Below are 16,246 nucleotides of genomic sequence, written 5' to 3'. Positions count from 1 at the left end.
TATGATTCAGGAAATTTTAGTTGGCATCACATTTTTAATTGCAATTGCTTTTATCGTAAAGAAATTTTTCTGGAAAAAGAAAACCGCAAAAGCTTGTGGTAAAGACGATTGCGGTTGTCATTAATTGCAAATTGTTTTTAAAAATAATAATTCAATCCAAAGAAGACATTTGAAGTATTTAATGATAAATCAAATGCATTTCGTCTAGTTTCTGCATTCGATTGATTACTTTCTATTTTTGATGTTGTATATCCTAAGGCGCCAATAGAAGTCTCTAATGCCAAGTTTTTATGGAGCATGTATGTAATTCCTGGACGAACTCCGAAGAAAAAATTATTTGACGTATTATCATTTAAAGCATTGAATTCATTTTCAAAATGTGAATAGCGTACTTCTCCCTGAATGTATAGTGCTAACTTTTCGCCAATTCCTTTATAGTAACGTACGTACGGAAATATTTGGTATGATTCTCCTGAAGATTCACTCTCCAAAACACCACCAACAGTATATTCATTTGTGTTTTTAGAATATCCTACACCTAAGCCAAGAAATAAGTTGTTGTTAATGGCGTATGCATACGAAGAATTTATACTAAAACCGAAGTTTTTTGACTCTTGCGCTTGTGTTGTGCCTTGAAAATCTGAGGCATCTGAACGTAGCGATAGATTTAGATTTACAAACTGCGTTCCTTTTTCAAAGGTAAGTTTGTCCGTTTGGTTTTGGTTATCTTGTGCATTTACAAAGGCAATAATTAACAGACACACAAATAGTGTAATTTTTTTCATAATAATTGGTATTAATGTTTAATGTTGCTACCAAAATACTATAGCAAAAGCAATCTGATTGTGTGTTTAACAGCTTTTTAAACTTTTTTAATAAAGTTTAACGTAAAAAAACCGCAACTATCTTTTAAGACAATTGCGGTTTTGCTAAATATGTTTTTTTAATTCTTTCTAGAAATAGTAACTCAACCCAAAAAGTAAGTTTGATGAATTTAAAGAAAAATTGAAACTGTTGGTATCAATTTCAGAATTATTTGCTAAGTCGTCTGTGTTACTTGTGGTGTAACCTAAAGCTCCGATAGAAGTTTCCAACCCTAAGTTTTTATTAAGCATAAATACAAATCCTGGACGCACACCAAAAAACAAAGTATTTGTCTCTCTAGCATCTTGATTATTTACTTCATTTTTAGAATTTGTATAACGCGTTTCTCCCTGAACGAAAAAAGCTAATTTCTTTCCAATTCCTTTGTAATAACGTACATATGGAAATATTTGAAATGAGTTAGTGGTCGCTTCATTATCAGCTGCGCCGTTTATTTCATTTTCTCTTTTGTTATGACCATATCCCAAACCTAAGCCTAAGAAAAAATTGTCGCTTATGGCATAACTGTATGAAGGATTTATATTAAAACCAAAGTTTTTAGCTTCCTGCGTTTGTGTTGTTCCTTCAAAATCTGAAGTACTTGTATTTACCGACAAATTCAAATTAATGAATTGCGATCCTTTTGCAAACGTTAATTTATCCGAACTGTTTTTATCTCCATCCTGAGCGTTTACAAAAGCAAATGCCAAAAGACATGCAAAAAATGTAATTTTTTTCATTGTGATTTTTTTAATGTTAATTTATACAACACCAAAAATATTATAGCAAATACAGAATAACAGTATGTTTAACATATTTTTATTGATTGCACCTACATTTAAAAAATAGTCTTACATTTATAATATGTCATTACCACTGCTCTTTTTTTCGCCTATTCTACTTATTGGCATCGGGTATTATTTCGATTATAAAGACAATCCCGAACGATTTATGTCTAGCCTTAGCGGCGGATTGTTATATTTTTTAGCATTACTTCTATTTATTTTGGTGCAAAAAATAGCCTTCAATGTAGGGTTATTACTTTTAGTTGGAGAAGTTGCGCTGTTTATTATCTTATCATTACTGATAAAATTTTTACTCCAGAAAGAAAAATAAAGCATAAAAAAAAGAGAACGTTAAGCCTCGCTCTCTTTTTTCTAACAAATTGTCTCGTCCTGAAATAGCGTTACACTAAATTTTAAGCGTAATGAAAACAAATTATGTAAAACGTACTCAAAAAGATTATTCATTATCTTTTAAACTCCAAGTAGTTCAAGAGATTGAACAGGGCAAACTGACACGCTCACAAGTCTTATCAAAGTATGGTATACAATCTGGATCTACCATCAGAACTTGGTTAAAAAAATATGGTAACTTTGATTGGCATAATCAAACTCCACTTTCTATGACAAAGACTCCAGAACAAAAGATTTTAGAATTAGAAGAAAAAATCAAACTGTTAGAAAAGCAGAAGGCTCGTGCAGAACATCTGGCGGAGCGTGCTGACAAGAAAGCTATTTTGTTTGATATGATGATTGATTTAGCAGAAAAAGAGTTTAATATTCCTATCAGAAAAAACTCCAAACCCAAGTAATCGATATGTTTAGAATACATTACAGAGAAAGTATCTCATCTACTTGTGAGTTACTTGGGGTAAGCAGGCAAGTATATTACCGAGCGATACGTTCAAAAGAGAAACGACAGTGTATTGCTAGTGATGTGATAGAGCTGGTTCAATCTGTTAGAATAGAGCAACCACGCATTGGCACAAGGAAGTTATATCATATTCTACAAGAGTCTTTACGTAGTTTAGGTGTCGGCAGAGATCGTTTATTTGCTATTTTAAAGGCAAATCATATGTTGATTAAACCCAAGCGGAGCTATCATATCACTACTAACTCTCATCATCGGTTTAGAAAACATAACAATGTAATAGAGAATTTAGATGTAAACAGACCAGAACAAGTTTGGGTAGCAGATATTACCTATGTAGGTAATCGAGCTAATCCCATGTATTTATCGCTTATTACAGATGCATATTCTAAGATGATCGTTGGGTATTATCTATCCAATACCTTAGCAGTAGATAGTTCTATAAAAGCATTAAAGCAAGCTGTTAAAAACAGAAAATATCCCAAGGAAAGGCTAATACATCATTCTGATAGAGGTTTACAATATTGTAGTAATCAATATCAAAGAATATTAACTAAGAGTCATATTAAATGTAGTATGACAGAATCCTATGATCCATATCAAAATGCAGTAGCAGAGCGAATCAACGGAATCTTGAAACAAGAGTTTTTAATGGGCACCTCTAAAATAGACATCAAACTAATGAAGAAAATAGTACAACAGAGTATTAAAGTTTATAATACCAAAAGACCGCATTTATCATGTCAAATGCTAACTCCAGAACAGATGCACAAACAAAATAAAGTCAACATAAAAACCTATAAAAGAAAAAACACAGATAAGACAGCTGTCTTATCTGTGTTTTAACTATTTTTAATCCTAAATAACTGTAACGGTTTTTTAGGACGGGTCAAATAATTGTTATCTATGTTTTTAAGAAACAACTATAATGATTTCTAAAATTACTCAATGCTAAAGTACATACTTTGACTTGTTTTTGATTTTTAATTAGATAAACACACTCGATGAATCGATAAATGTACTTAATTCTTCGTTAAACGGTAATTTTAAAAAAATACAAATGACTGAATTTCAAGCAACTAACATTTGTTAGCTGTTTTAAGCATCATTTGAAAGAATCTACGTTTTTTACACGTATCAATTATCTTCTTCTTCTTGAAGAATTAACGCGTCTTTCTTTTTCTTTTCAATTCTACTTTGAATTTGTACCTTAATTTTAGTTCTCGGATCAAAAAAAGAATCTGTAGGTTCAAAAAGTAACGCATAACCTTCCTGTAATGGATTTAGCGTATCTTTTGCTAGCCAATGCGGTAAAAATTCTTCCTTTGTATACGACACATATCCTCTAGCAGGATCAGCAAGCCAAACAGAATCTTTGTCCATTTTATAAACGACCAAAAAATGATGTCCATCCCAATGCAGCATCGCAGGATACGGAACTTCCTCAAGTAAGGTTTGATAATCTATTTTTACGGCTAAATTGTACAATCCTAACATACTAGCAGCTTCTGAAATTTGTCCCATCGAAGTTCCTTCATATCGTTTCATTTGTGAAATAAGTGCCAAGGTTTCAAAAGTATAATCGCCACCATAATGATCACTTACCATTTTTAAACACGCTGGACCACATTCGCTAGGAGTTTTTTGAAAATATAACGGAAACGGCTTTGCTGGTTTTTCAAATCTTTCGCAAGCAGCAAATAAAAGTGCTAAACAAAAGAAACTAATTAAATATTTCATACTTGTAATTATCTAACCTCTAAATAAGAAAAAATCATCTTTCATTTCTTCTATTTCTGTGTCTTTATTTGTAATGATGTAATCGATGGCTTTCTCGGTAAATTCTTCTCCTTTTTTGGTTAAAGAAATAATACTACTATCAATTGTAATCATGTTATTTTTTTGTGCCAATTCTACAATCGATTTCGACCGCAATCGTTGCCAATTAATATGTTCGTTCAAGTGTTTTACATGGCGTTCACTTTCCTCTGAATGGTTTCTGATGTGTAACAAAAACACCAACAACATAATTTCGGTTTTCTGTTGTCGCACCTTATAATATCCGTAAATCACACCTCTTTTTGGCAAAATATAGATGAGAAATGCAGTAAGAACTGTAGCAATTATTAAAATGTATACATAATCTAAAAAGACAAATTCAGCAAAAACTGTTTGTATCTTTTCTCCCAAAAGCATGTGTTCAATGCCAGTTTCATTTGCTACTAACAATTCGTAATATTGATAAAAAATGGTGCTTGTACCAACTGTCAAACTCACTAAAATAGAAGTAATAATTGGTTCATATACCAACAAAAACAGAATTGCTAAAACCGTTGTCATTGAACCCGAAATGGAAGCATCTAAAATATGTGCCAGCCAATATCCTGAAATTGCCGCAAACACACCAAAAAAGCAAGAAAGCAATAGCATTTTCTTTAAATCTTTGGTAAACAAATACGCGGTTGCCGCTGGCGCAATCATCAAGGCAACGACTAATATAGGACCAACAGCATCAAATGCACCGACAATGGTGATGGATGAAACCGTCATTAATCCATAGTGCATAATTAGTGGTGAAAATCCTAAAGCGGCTGCCAAACCAGCATCAAACGTGCTGACTTTTAACTCTTTAAAAAACATAAAAAGTAAAATCAATGTAATTACTAATATTGTTCCAATTACCCAAATAGCTTTTGGACCAAGGTTGATACACGAATCTGTAACACCTTCTATACAACCAATTTGCAATATATCAAACGGTGCTAAACTCAAATCACCAACCATCACAGAATCAATGTCTAAATGTACATCATTGGCATTTTTAGAAATCAAAATGACTCCAATACTAAACAACGCAGGAAACACCAAACCGATAGCAGTATCTTCTTTGACCAAACCCGTTTTTTGAATGTATTCGACCAAAATAACCGTGACAATTCCCGCCAAGGCTGCCAACACAATCAGTAATGGCGAAGCAGTATCTTCCACAATAAAGAAACCAATTACAATTCCTAATAAAATGGAATGACTAATGGCGTCACTAATCAACGACATTTTGCGCAACACCAAAAAAGTTCCTGGAATCGCACAAGCAACTGCCACGAGCGCCACAATAATTTGTATGATAATTTGCGCGCTATTCATGTAGATTTGTAATTTGTTGATCGTATAAATTTGCAGCGGTATTGAAACCTTCTTGTGTCATGGACCATTGTTGACCAGAGATTTTTACATAATTTAAATCGACCAATTCCTGCAGTGATTTTTTCGAGAATCCTTGAAATCCATTTAAAATCTTTATCGCGTGCGGATGCGAAATATTTTCGTGCGTTTTAGCAATTCCGTACATAAATGCCAACGTTTTTTGCATTTTGATGTTATTTCTATTTTTTCGAAAACGAATCTCTCTAAATAACAATCCTCTGTTTGGCGAAAAGATAAACGAAAACAATACAATACTTGCCGCGACCAATACAATTACTGGACCTGTAGAAAGGTTTCCTTCAATCGTACTAATTCCTGTGCCCACAACACCAGAAAATGCTCCGAATATTGCTGCCAACAGTACCATAATTCCCAAACTATTTGTCCATTGTCGTGCGGCGGCAGCTGGCGCGAGCAACATAGCACTCATCAAAATGACACCAACGGTTTGCAATCCTAAAACAATGGTAATTACTATAAAAGTTGTAATCAGGATGTCTATAAATCGTGTATTGAAACCAAGTGTTTTGGTATACTCAGGATCGAATAGCAAGATTTTAAATTCTTTCCAAAACACAAAAACAATCAGCAATGCAATTCCTGCTACGATAGCAATTAGCCAAACGTCTTTTTCTAGTAATGTTGCGGCTTGTCCAAATAAATAGGTGTCCAATCCAGCTTGACTGGCATTTGGTTGTTTTTGAATAAAAGTTAAGAGCAACATTCCAAATCCGAAGAATAAAGAAAGTGTCAATCCTAAAGCTGTATCTGATTTTAAGTGTGTTTTTTGTGTAATTCCACGAATCCAAAATGTTCCAATCAATCCACTTATTAATGCACCAAGCAACAACAAATTACTGTCTTTTACACCTGTAATTAAAAAGGCAATTGCAATTCCTGGTAATGCTGCATGCGAAATGGCATCGCCCAATAAACTTTGTTTTCGCAATACGGCAAAACTTCCCAACATGCCACAAATAGCACCTAAAATTGCGGTTCCCAATGTAACTGTACGCGACGTATAATCTGTAAAAATAAGTGATATGTAGTCTTGAAAATCTATGGTTTTTGCTTTTTTAGTTGTTTTACAAACTGCTTTCCATCAAAAGTTAGCAGTACTTTTTTGCCTGTTGGCAGAAAAAATCCGATGTCATCATCTAGTACAAATTCGCTATGTGTGATCGTTTTTTCTTCTACGTTTATTTTTAAGTCAAAGTCGTACTTTCGTGGAATTTTAAAAACGTATATGAATTCATTATTTTCAAAAATTGCTTTTCGGACTAATTTTTCATCAATCAACTCAAAATAAGCGACAATTTTATGATGATGTCCGCTTCCGTACGTTCCAAAACCTTCAAACAAATACCCTTTTTCAAAAGGATAAATTCCTAAAATTACAGCGTCGGCAAACATATCGTTTCCTTCTTCTTCCTCGTCAATTGGTTTTTCATCTTGAAATGAAAGTACGTGTATTTTTGTGTCTGTTTTAAATTGAATCAAGCTTCGCAATGCATGCCAACTTCCGCCTAAGCGACTGTCCCAACTAAAAGTTCTTATTTTTTTATCTCTCGAAGTTTCTATGTTGATGTATTTACGGAGTTCTGGAAAGCTATACGTCCAACTTTTTTCCTTAGAAAGTACTGTTTTTAATGTTGCTTCAAAGTGATTGGCTGCTTTCTGTCGATCAATACCTTCTTCATTAGAACGTACTTGTTGCAATGCTTCAAGTACTGTAGTTTCAGCAGATTCCATATAGGTTTGCGCAAACGTCGAAAAAGAAAAAAGACCGAAATACAGTATTAAAAAAAAGTTTTTTGTTTTCATACACCTTGATTTATTCTTGCACACTCACTTTATAATTAATTCCGTAAGTTTTAGTCAAATTATCATCATTGAAAATATCTTTTACAGGACCTGTCGCAATTTTTTTCACATTCAAAAACGTCACCCAATCAAAATATTCGGGAACGGTTTGCAAATCGTGATGCACCACTACAACGGTCTTTCCTGCTTTTCTGAGTTCTTTTAAAATGTTGATAATTGCTTTTTCGGTCGTAGCGTCAACACCTTGAAAAGGTTCATCCATAAAATAGATTGAGGCGTTTTGCACCAACGCTCTTGCAAGGAAAATTCGCTGTTGTTGTCCACCAGAAAGCTGACTGATTTGACGATTTTTAAACGGTAACATTCCTACTTTTTCCAACGCTTCCAACGCTGCTTTCTTTTGTTTTTGCCTAGGACGTTTAATCCATCCGAGACTTCCGTACGTTCCCATCATCACAACATCTAACGCTGTGGTTGGAAAATCCCAATCAACACTTCCTTTTTGTGGAACATATGCCACTAATGAACGTTGTTTTTCATAGGGTTTTCCAAAGATAGAAACCGTTCCAGCAATTGGTTTGATGATTCCTAAAATTGATTTAATTAAGGTAGATTTTCCCGCGCCATTTGGTCCCACAATGCACATCAACACACCTTCAGGAATTGCCAAATCAATATCCCACAACACAGGTTTGTAATTGTATGCTACCGTAAGATCATCTACAGTGATGGCATATTTTGTTTCCATGGATTTTCAGGTTTTTGGTCTTTGGTCTTTGGTTTTTGGTCTTCGAAAATTATGATTTCTACAAACGTCAGTTCGAATAAAATTCTGAAAATCATTTCTAAAAATCTAACATTCTAACGATCTAACAAGTCTATAAGTCTATTTCAAAGCATTTACAATCGTTGAAACATTGTATTTATACATTCCGATGTACGTTCCTTCTTCCGTTCCTGCATCGCCTAACGCATCAGAATACAACGTACCGCCAATGGCAACTTCATGATCTTTAGATTGTACAGCAGCTTGCAATGCTTCTATAGTACGTTTTGGTACGGAACTTTCTACAAATATCGCTTTGATATCTTTTTCAATAATAAAACTTGCCAATTTTTGTACATCTTGCACACCAGCTTCCGTTGCCGTTGATAATCCTTGCAAACCAACCACTTCAAAGTTATGCAATTTTCCGAAGTAGTTAAATGCATCATGTGCGGTAACCAAAATACGTTTTTCAACAGGTAAAACCTGAATTTCCTCTGAAACTTCTTTTGCCAACGTCGTCAATCGCTCGATATATTTTTGTCCTTTTTCCTCAAAATATTCCGCATTTTTCGGATCTAGTTTTTTGAGTTCATCAATCACAAATCGTGTGGCTTGTTTCCAATAATCAATGTGAAACCAAATATGCGGATCGTAACTAGAAGCAAAATACTCAGAGCGTATCAAGCCACTTTTATCAATCGCATCAGAAACTGCAATAGTTTTCTTTTGTTGCTTGCGCATTTTTTCGAAAATGTCTTCTAATTTTCCTTCCAAATGCAATCCGTTGTAAATAATTACGTCAGCATTAAAAAGTTTCGTCACATCACCTTCACTTGCTTTGTACAAATGTGGATCAACACCGCTTCCCATCAAGCCTTTTACGTCTACTTTAGTTCCACCAATAGTAGCAACCATATCTGTAATCATCGTTGTTGTAGTAACTATTTGAAGCTTTCCATTTTGCTTTTTCACTTCATTTTTACAACTGATTATTGTAAAAACTGCTAGTAATATGTATAGGTATTTTTTCATTTTTCCAATTTAAAATTCAACATTCACAATTCGACATTCAAAAATCATTTTTTGATATAAATATTATTCGCAATTTGTTGTGAAATCATAAATTCTTCTTTTTTGATTCGAATTTTCATCGAGTTGTCAAACGGTTCTTTATCAATTACTTTTATTTTTTTGCCTAGCGCAATTCCTTGTTTGTCCAAATATTTTAAGAATGATGATGATGAATCTTTGACTCCTACAATAATTCCTTTATCATTTTTATTTAATGTGACTAATAAAACATCCGCATGATCGGACATGTTTCCGTCTTTATCAGGAATTGGATCACCATGCGGATCACGCTTTGGAAATCCTAAAAATTCATCCAATTGATTGATGAGTTTTTCAGATTTAATATGCTCCAATTGTTCCGCTACATCATGTACTTCATCCCAAGTAAAATTCAGCTTCTCCACCAAAAACACTTCCCAAAGTCTGTGTTTTCTAATGATATTTGCTGCGACTAATTTTCCTTCTGCCGTTAAGGCAGAACCTTTGTAACGCTTATAATTCAACAACCCTTTTTCAGATAATTTTTTAATCATATCTGTCACAGAAGAAGCTTTGGTATTCATCTTTTCCGCAATAGCATTTGTGCTAATGCCGCCTTCACAAGTATCACTAAGGTGATAAATTGCTTTGAGATAGTTTTCTTCTGAAAGTGTCATCATAATTATGTAATTAATACCGCAAAGATACAATTTTTACTTATATGCTTTATATTTTTTTAGACAAGACTAAAAATAAGTTATATATTTGCAAAAAAAATGTTTCAATGAACTTAAAAATTAGTTTATTATTTGCCTTTTTATGTTCAGCATCTTTTTCTCAGACAACTGAAATAAAAGGAGTTATCTCACACAAAAGCAGTCCTCAGGCTTTTGTCAACGTATATATTAAAAACGGTGACAAAGGAACAATTACAGAACATGATGGTACATATTCATTAAAAGTAGCACAAGGAAAGTATACGTTGGTTGTACAAGCAATCGGTTTTAAAACTATTGAAAAAGAAATTACTGTTGGCAAGACAACTTTACTATTGAATTTTAATTTGAAAGAAGATCTTTTAGGGCTCGATCAAGTAGTGGTTTCTGCTACTAAAACCGAATTGAATCGTCGTGAAGCACCTGTTTTGGTCACCGTTACAAATGCTGAATCTCTGAAAAATGTACAAGCTGCCACGTTGTTTGAAGGATTGAATTTTCAACCAGGATTACGTACCGAAGTAAATTGCCAGAATTGCGGTTTCTCACAAATTAGAATCAATGGTTTGGATGGTGCATATTCACAAATTTTAGTCAACAGTCGTCCCGTATTTGGTTCGCTGAACGGAATTTACGGTTTGGAGCAAATTCCAACGAATATGATAAAGCAAATTGAAGTAACACGCGGTGGCGGATCTGCTATTTTTGGCTCGAATGCGATTGCAGGAACGATCAATATTATTACAAAAGATCCAATTGAAAACCAATTTCAAGTAGCTTCAAAAGTTGGTTTGATTGATGGTAAAAGTGTAGATGCTGTGACTACTTTTAATTCAACTTTAGTTGCAGGTGATTTGAATAAAGGAATTACGTTTTTTGGCATGTATCGCGAACGTGAAGGTTATGATAACAATGATGACGGATTTACCGAAATGACCAAATTGCGCAATTTGAATTTCGGTTTTAAGTCGTTTTATAAATTCGATTTCCGACGTAAGTTAACACTCGAATTTAATACTACACATGAATACAGACGTGGCGGAGATTTTATTGATAAATCACCCATTTTTGCCAATATTGCTGAAGAAATTACAAGCAATGTAATCGGTGGAGGAATTACTTTTGATTATTTTTCGGAAGATTATTTGCAGAAATTTTCCGCTTATGGAAACATTCAAAATACAAGCTCAGACAATTATTACGGAACCAACCAAGATCCAAACGGATTTGGTGTAACTAAAGATTTTGTAACAGTTTCAGGCATACAGCATACCGCGAAGTTTGAGAACTTTTTTAACGGAAGTATGGATTTGACTTCTGGTGTAGAACATCGCTTTAACCGCATTACAGAACGTCGTGAAAATCCGTTGGTAAATCAAATTACACAAAACACGAATACACTTGGTATTTACACACAACTCGACTGGAAAATTTTAGAGAATTTGAAACTTCTTACTGGAGCGCGAGGCGAATTATTTACGTCAAATTTAAATGATGAATCACTTTTTATTGTAAATCCGCGTGCGAGTCTTTTATACAATATTACAGAAACCATCAGCTTTAGAACTGGTTATTCACAAGGATTTAGAGCACCACAATTTTTCTCGGAAGATGTACATTCTGAGATTATTTCGGGCGAAGTACGTCGTGTGCGTTTGGCAGCAGATTTAAAGAAAGAATTGTCGCATAGTTTTATTGGTTCGTTAGAATATTCGCATCAGCATGAAGATCATCAATTGGTATTGACTTTTGAAGGTTTTTATACCACAATCAACGATCCGTTTGTGTATGAAGCACGTGGCGAAGTTGATGGTTTGGAGATTAAAGAAAAAATTAATGGTGACAATGCAATTGTAAATGGTTTTAATTTGGAAGCGCGTTTTAGTCCGAATCCGAAGTTTTTATTTCAGCTTGGCGGAACATTTCAGAATAGTTATTTTGAAAATTCATACGAACCTGAAGAAGGAATTGTAACGAATAAAATTACACGTACGCCAAATGTATACGGAAATATGATGGTAAATTTTACACCGAATGAACGCTGGGATTTTAACCTCAACGGAGTCTACACAGGAAGAATGTTTGTACCACATGTAGCAGGTTTTATTCCTGAAACAGTTTTGGAAGAAACGCCAAATTTGTTAGAAATTGGTTTGAATGCTAGCAGAACGTTTACGCTTTCAGGTAAGTATCAATTTGAGATTAATGGCGGAGTTAAGAATCTTTTTAACGCGTACCAAGATGATTTTGACCAAACTATTGATCGTGATCCGAATTATATTTATGGTCCGGCGCAACCGAGAACTGTTTTTCTGGGTTTAAAATTTGGAACAGATTTGTAGTTTAAATATTAGATCGCTTCACTTTGACTCCGCTCAGTGTGAACGCTTTTAGATTTTAGATCGCTTTGCTTTTGGAACGGCTTCGCCTTTTAGTTTTTTGTTTTTTGTGAATCTCTAACTTTTCAATAGTATATTTTAATTTCAAAACGTCAGTTCGAGTATTTTTTGATAAAAAATGTATCGAGAACAACTTAGAAATTCATAGCACTTTCCGATCCTTAACAGTGAGAAATCTCAATACTAATTTCTCAATACTCAATACTACCAACCTACACTGTTCTATTCATCAATTGCTCTCCAAAAGTTTGCAATAATTGCTTTTCTTTGGCGCCAATATTTAAGGTTTGTAATAATTGAAAAGCCTTTGATGTATAGTCTTCTATCGCTGTTTTAATGGCTTCTGGTGCGTTACTTTCGTTAAAAATTTCCATGACAGCTTGTACTTTTTCTGTAGTATCATCTGGTTGTACTGAAAATAATTGCGTTAATTTTTCTTTGTTTGCATCCGAAGCATTTTGAAGTGCTTTTAAGTATAAATACGTTTTTTTGTTTTCAATAATATCGCCACCAACTTGTTTTCCAAAAGTTTCTGGATCGCCATACGCGTCCAAATAATCATCTTGTAATTGAAAAGCCAATCCTAAATAACGTCCAAAATCATAAATACCCTGTGCATCTTTTTCGCTGGCTTCTGCAACCAACGCGCCCATTTTCATTGCCGCACCAACTAACACAGCCGTTTTGTATTCAATCATTTTTAAATATTCAGGAATTGTGACATCGTTTCTCGTTTCAAAATCAATATCATATTGTTGCCCTTCACAGACTTCAATTGCCGTTTTACTGAACAATTCTGCCAACGCTCTAAACGTTTTTCCTTTGTAATTTTCAAACAGTTGATAGGCAAGAATCAGCATCGCATCACCCGATAAAATTCCCGTATTGATGTCCCACTTTTCATGCACTGTTTCTTTTCCTCTACGCAGTGGCGCATCGTCCATAATATCATCATGTACGAGCGAAAAATTATGAAAAACTTCCACAGCTAGCGCTGCATCTAATGCTTTTTGAGGAGAAGCTCCAAAAATTTCAGCAGTCATTAATGTCAACACAGGACGCAAACGTTTTCCACCAAGTTGCAAAATATAAATGATAGGTTCATAAAGATTTTTAGGTTCAGAAACGGTAACTTTTTCTTCTAAGTAGCTGATAAAAGTGTCTCTGTAGTGCGCAATGTGTGTCATTTTTGTGAAAATTTCAGCTAAAATACCATATTTCCAATTTACGCAAATGAAAATAGCTTGTTAAATAAATGTAAAAACTTAGGAAACTTTTTTTGTTTTCAAAGTTTCCGTCATACATTTGCAGCCTACTTATGAAAGAGAAAATTAAAATAACGGCAACAGAATTGTTCTTAAACTTAGGTTTTAAGAGTGTTACGATGGACGATATCGCCAACGAAATGGGGATTTCTAAAAAAACCATTTACACACATTTTAATAATAAGACAGCTTTGGTAAATGAAGTTACAAGCTCTTTGTTTTGTGTAATTAGTGAAGGAATTGATCTGATTTGTGCAGCAGAAAAAAATTCTATTGAAGAATTATATGAAATTAAACGATTTGTGATGGAACATTTGAAAGATGAAAAATCTTCTCCACAATATCAATTGCAAAAATATTATCCAAAAATCTATGCAACCTTAAAAAAGAAACAATACGACGTCATGCAAGATTGCGTAAAGGATAATTTAATTCGTGGCGTACATTCGGGTGTGTACCGAGATACAATCAATATAGAATTTATTTCAAGAATTTACTTTAACGGTGTTACTGGAATTAAAGACAATGAATTGTTTCCATTAAAAGAATTCTCTATGAATACACTGATGGAATATTTTTTAGAATACCACATTCGTGGAATTTGCACGCCAAAAGGACTCGAAACATTAAACAAATTTATAACAACTAATCAATCATCATAACATGCGAAACAAACTAATATTTATCTTTAGTTTATGTTTTCTAAGCTTAGGGTTTTCTCAGGAAAATCAAGAAGTGCCCAAGAGTTTCTCTTTGGATGAAGCCATTGCGTTTGCACTTGAAAACAACAGAACCGCCAAAAATGCAGTTCGCGATATTGAAGCCGCAAAGAAGCAGAAATGGGAAACGACTGCTACGGGACTTCCACAAATTAACGGAACGGTAAATTATCAAAACAATATAAAACAACAGGTTTCTTTACTTCCTGCAAGTGCTTTTGATCCTTTTAATCAAATTAGACAATTGAATGATTTTTACGATTTAAGCAGTTTGCCCGTAATAGACAATATTCCGCCTGCGCCAGGCGCTGACGAGTTTATTCCTGTAGTTTTTGGAACGAAACAATCAGTAAATGCGAATGTGACCTTGAATCAGCTCATTTTTGATGGTTCGTATTTGGTTGGATTGCAATCGGCAAAAGTATTTTTAGAAATTTCTCAGAATGCAAAAGAAAAGACTGATTTACAAATTCGTCAAGCAGTAATAAACGCATATGGAAACGTATTGCTTTCAGAAGAAAGTGTTGCTATTTTAGAACGAAATAAGCTTACGCTAGAAAAGAACTTAAACGAAACCAGAAAAATTTACGAAAACGGATTGACAGAAGAAGAAGATGTAGAACAGTTAGAAATTACACTCTCAAGTATTGAAAGCAACTTGCGAAATGTAAAACGTTTACGCGATTTATCCTATAAAATGCTAAATATTACGATGGGAATTGACTTGAATGCTGACACACAATTAACAGATTCGCTTCAATCGTTAACAATTGAAAACCTTGCACCTTCTATCCTATTAATTGAAGACGACGTTACAAAAACGGTAGATTATCGAATTGCAGTCAACGATACAAAATCTAAGGAATTGTTATTAAAATTAGAAAAAAGCAAAGCATTGCCATCACTTTCAGGTTTTATAACTGCGGGTTATAACGGAAACGGAAATGACTTCGGTTTTTTTGAAAGAGAACAACAATGGTTTGGCTCTGCTGCTTTCGGAATCAACTTAAACATTCCAATTTTTAGTTCATTACAACGAAGCGCTGCTACACAACGTGCAAAAATTAATTTTGAAAAAGCACAAGATGATTTATTGGAAGTAGAACAACAATTACGATTACAAGTAAATGCCGCAAAAAGCGATTACCAACTTGCCATCGAAGAATACGAAACGGCAAAGAAAAACTTAAGACTTTCTGAACGTATTGAAAAGAAAAACCAAGTGAAATTCTTTGAAGGAATTGGTTCTAGTTTCGAATTACGCCAAGCACAAACACAACTATACTCAGCACAGCAAGAATATTTACAAGCGATGTTGGATGTAATTAATAAAAAAGCAGCATTAGAAACTATTTTAAATCAAACGAATTAAATCTTTTATCTGTTTATAAGTTTATAAGTGTATTAGTTATGAAGCAGTTCTCATTTGAAAAATTAATAGTCTGGCAGAAATCTAAAAAACTTGCTGTGAATATTTATAAAGTCACTAAAAAGTTTCCCAATGAAGAACGCTTCGGACTTATGAGTCAAATGAGGAGAAGTAGCATTTCAATTTCTTCAAATATTGCTGAAGGAAGTGGTAGAAACTCTGGCAAGGACAAAGCAAGATTTACAGAAATAGCCTTTGCATCATTAATGGAATTGGTAAATCAACTTATCATAGCTTACGATTTAGAATTTATCACAAAAAGTCAATACGAAGAAACAAGAATAGACATAGAAGAAATTGGCAGAATGCTAAACGCTCTACGCAAATCACAACTAAACTTATAAACTATTTAAA

At 33.8% G+C, this 16,246-nt stretch carries 18 protein-coding genes; 8 read left to right on the top strand and 10 right to left on the bottom strand.

Annotated elements, in window-relative coordinates:
• The first annotated feature begins 1 nt into the window (after position 1).
• The gene (locus KAOT1_RS22425) at positions 2–124 is read left to right on the top strand and encodes a FeoB-associated Cys-rich membrane protein (RefSeq protein ID WP_007096201.1); all 123 of its coding nucleotides are present in this window, start codon (positions 2–4) and stop codon (positions 122–124) included.
• Between the two features lie 13 nt (positions 125–137).
• Here the strand turns inward: KAOT1_RS22425 and KAOT1_RS17445 are convergent, their stop codons facing one another.
• A complete protein-coding gene (locus KAOT1_RS17445; protein ID WP_007096200.1) occupies positions 138–785 on the bottom strand; it encodes an outer membrane beta-barrel protein in 648 nt (215 codons plus the stop codon).
• A 168-nt stretch (positions 786–953) separates the two neighbouring features.
• Positions 954–1,604, bottom strand: a complete 651-nt coding sequence (locus KAOT1_RS17440) for an outer membrane beta-barrel protein (RefSeq protein ID WP_007096199.1) — start codon at positions 1,602–1,604, stop codon at positions 954–956.
• A gap of 124 nt (positions 1,605–1,728) precedes the next feature.
• Between KAOT1_RS17440 and KAOT1_RS17435 the strand changes: the two genes are divergently transcribed.
• From KAOT1_RS17435 to KAOT1_RS17425, 3 genes are all read left to right on the top strand, one after another.
• On the top strand, positions 1,729–1,980 hold the full coding sequence (locus KAOT1_RS17435) for a hypothetical protein (protein WP_007096198.1): 252 nt from the start codon (positions 1,729–1,731) through the stop codon (positions 1,978–1,980).
• 91 nt (positions 1,981–2,071) lie between these two features.
• Entirely contained in the window at positions 2,072–2,458 is a 387-nt protein-coding gene (locus KAOT1_RS23455) for a helix-turn-helix domain-containing protein (RefSeq protein WP_007092873.1), read from the top strand.
• A 5-nt stretch (positions 2,459–2,463) separates the two neighbouring features.
• Complete coding sequence (locus KAOT1_RS17425; RefSeq protein ID WP_007092993.1) at positions 2,464–3,363, top strand: IS3 family transposase; 900 nt, start codon at positions 2,464–2,466, stop codon at positions 3,361–3,363.
• A gap of 291 nt (positions 3,364–3,654) precedes the next feature.
• On the opposite strand, the gene KAOT1_RS17420 is transcribed toward KAOT1_RS17425, so the two are convergent.
• The 7 genes from KAOT1_RS17420 to KAOT1_RS17390 all read right to left on the bottom strand — a co-directional run bounded on the left by KAOT1_RS17420 (position 3,655) and on the right by KAOT1_RS17390 (position 10,041).
• Positions 3,655–4,257 carry a cysteine peptidase family C39 domain-containing protein gene (locus KAOT1_RS17420; RefSeq protein ID WP_007096197.1) on the bottom strand — a complete coding sequence of 201 codons (603 nt, stop codon included), beginning with the start codon at positions 4,255–4,257 and terminating at the stop codon, positions 3,655–3,657.
• 12 nt (positions 4,258–4,269) lie between these two features.
• Positions 4,270–5,661 (bottom strand): metal ABC transporter permease, encoded by a 1,392-nt coding sequence (locus tag KAOT1_RS17415; protein WP_007096196.1) that lies wholly within the window; start codon positions 5,659–5,661, stop codon positions 4,270–4,272.
• Positions 5,654–6,724, bottom strand: a complete 1,071-nt coding sequence (locus KAOT1_RS17410) for a metal ABC transporter permease (RefSeq protein WP_007096195.1) — start codon at positions 6,722–6,724, stop codon at positions 5,654–5,656. Before KAOT1_RS17410 ends, KAOT1_RS17415 begins: the two co-directional genes overlap by 8 nt.
• Before the next feature lie 56 nt (positions 6,725–6,780).
• On the bottom strand, positions 6,781–7,545 hold the full coding sequence (locus KAOT1_RS17405) for a hypothetical protein (RefSeq protein ID WP_007096194.1): 765 nt from the start codon (positions 7,543–7,545) through the stop codon (positions 6,781–6,783).
• 10 nt (positions 7,546–7,555) lie between these two features.
• Entirely contained in the window at positions 7,556–8,293 is a 738-nt protein-coding gene (locus KAOT1_RS17400; RefSeq protein WP_007096193.1) for a metal ABC transporter ATP-binding protein, read from the bottom strand.
• 138 nt (positions 8,294–8,431) lie between these two features.
• Positions 8,432–9,346, bottom strand: coding sequence for a metal ABC transporter solute-binding protein, Zn/Mn family (locus tag KAOT1_RS17395; protein WP_007096192.1), 915 nt, complete (start codon positions 9,344–9,346; stop codon positions 8,432–8,434).
• Positions 9,347–9,390: 44 nt separating this feature from the next.
• Complete coding sequence (locus KAOT1_RS17390; protein WP_007096191.1) at positions 9,391–10,041, bottom strand: metal-dependent transcriptional regulator; 651 nt, start codon at positions 10,039–10,041, stop codon at positions 9,391–9,393.
• 107 nt (positions 10,042–10,148) lie between these two features.
• On the opposite strand from KAOT1_RS17390, the gene KAOT1_RS17385 reads away from it, so the two are divergent.
• Positions 10,149–12,422, top strand: coding sequence for a TonB-dependent receptor (locus tag KAOT1_RS17385; RefSeq protein WP_007096190.1), 2,274 nt, complete (start codon positions 10,149–10,151; stop codon positions 12,420–12,422).
• 269 nt (positions 12,423–12,691) lie between these two features.
• On the opposite strand, the gene KAOT1_RS17380 is transcribed toward KAOT1_RS17385, so the two are convergent.
• The gene (locus tag KAOT1_RS17380) at positions 12,692–13,666 is read right to left on the bottom strand and encodes a polyprenyl synthetase family protein (RefSeq protein WP_007096189.1); all 975 of its coding nucleotides are present in this window, start codon (positions 13,664–13,666) and stop codon (positions 12,692–12,694) included.
• A gap of 131 nt (positions 13,667–13,797) precedes the next feature.
• Here KAOT1_RS17380 and KAOT1_RS17375 point away from each other — a divergent pair, with 131 nt between their 5' ends.
• From KAOT1_RS17375 to KAOT1_RS17365, 3 genes are read left to right on the top strand one after another with little or no spacing between them, the layout of a single operon-like run.
• Positions 13,798–14,406, top strand: coding sequence for a TetR/AcrR family transcriptional regulator (locus KAOT1_RS17375; protein WP_007096188.1), 609 nt, complete (start codon positions 13,798–13,800; stop codon positions 14,404–14,406).
• A gap of 1 nt (position 14,407) precedes the next feature.
• The gene (locus KAOT1_RS17370) at positions 14,408–15,835 is read left to right on the top strand and encodes a TolC family protein (protein ID WP_007096187.1); all 1,428 of its coding nucleotides are present in this window, start codon (positions 14,408–14,410) and stop codon (positions 15,833–15,835) included.
• 38 nt (positions 15,836–15,873) lie between these two features.
• Complete coding sequence (locus KAOT1_RS17365) at positions 15,874–16,236, top strand: four helix bundle protein (protein ID WP_007096186.1); 363 nt, start codon at positions 15,874–15,876, stop codon at positions 16,234–16,236.
• Positions 16,237–16,246: the final 10 nt, after the last annotated feature.

Origin of the sequence: Kordia algicida OT-1, from assembly GCF_000154725.1 — a bacterium.
GTDB classification, from domain to species: Bacteria; Bacteroidota; Bacteroidia; order Flavobacteriales; family Flavobacteriaceae; genus Kordia; species Kordia algicida.
This window is presented reverse-complemented; position numbering and strand designations above follow the sequence as displayed.